The sequence below is a fragment of the Nocardia paucivorans NBRC 100373 genome (assembly GCF_000308675.1).
Lineage (GTDB): Bacteria > Actinomycetota > Actinomycetes > Mycobacteriales > Mycobacteriaceae > Nocardia > Nocardia paucivorans.
Window position 1 is genome coordinate 1 of the sequence record NZ_BAGE01000093.1, and the last position, 853, is coordinate 853.

General features: G+C 68.8%; 1 protein-coding gene. It reads right to left on the reverse strand.

Features of this window, described 5'->3' with window-relative positions:
• On the reverse strand, positions 1-853 hold an 853-nt coding region (locus ON32_RS23410; RefSeq protein ID WP_040793181.1), incomplete at both ends, for a polyketide synthase dehydratase domain-containing protein.

Sequence of the window (853 nt, forward strand, 5' to 3'; positions counted from 1 at the left end):
AGGGCGGCGTCCGTTCCCGCCGGGGCGGCTTCCCACTGGACCCGGTACAGGTTCGCCTCGTCGCGGACGAGACCGCTGCGAAACTCCTTGACGTCGTAGGACCTCATCACCACCGCGTCGACGGAGATGATCGGGGTGCCCTCCGGGTCGACGGTCGCGACCGATATGGTCTGTGCGCCGGTCGCGACCGCCACCACTCGCAGCGAGGTCACCTCCGCGGGCCACCGGCCGCCGTCCGCGCCGGATTTGTGGAACCGCGCCCCACCCCACCGGAACAGCAGCTGACCGGTGTTCGGGTCGGCGTCGTCGCCGCACAGCAGGCGGGCGAAGCCGGCGTGCATCACCAGATCCAGCAGGGCCGGATGGAGTTCGTGCCGTCCCGGTTCCGGTGCGGCATCGGTATCCAGGACGAGTTCCGAGAAGACCGTATCGCCGCGTTGCCACGCCCCCCGCACACCGATGAAGGCGGGGCCGTATTCGAGGCCGGTGTCCTTGGCGATCCGCTCGGGCAACCGTGCGCTGTCCAGGACTTCGGCATCGGCGGGTGGCCATTCCCGTTCCCGCAGCAGCGACAGCAATGCGGAGTCGTCGTCGGCGCGGGCGGCCAGCGCGCCGGTCGCATGGTGCGCCCATTCGGTGTCGCCGGACCTGCGGAAATAGAATTCGAACGGTCGCCGTCCGGATTCGTCGGCCGCCTGCACCAGCACCTGGAGTTCGATCTCGTCGTCCTCACGAGGCAGGATCGGCGTCTGCAGGGTGAGTTCCTCCACCACCTCGCAGCCGATTCGTTCTCCGGCGACCAGCAGGAATTCGATCATGGTGGCGCTGGGGACGACCACCACCCCGTAGGTCA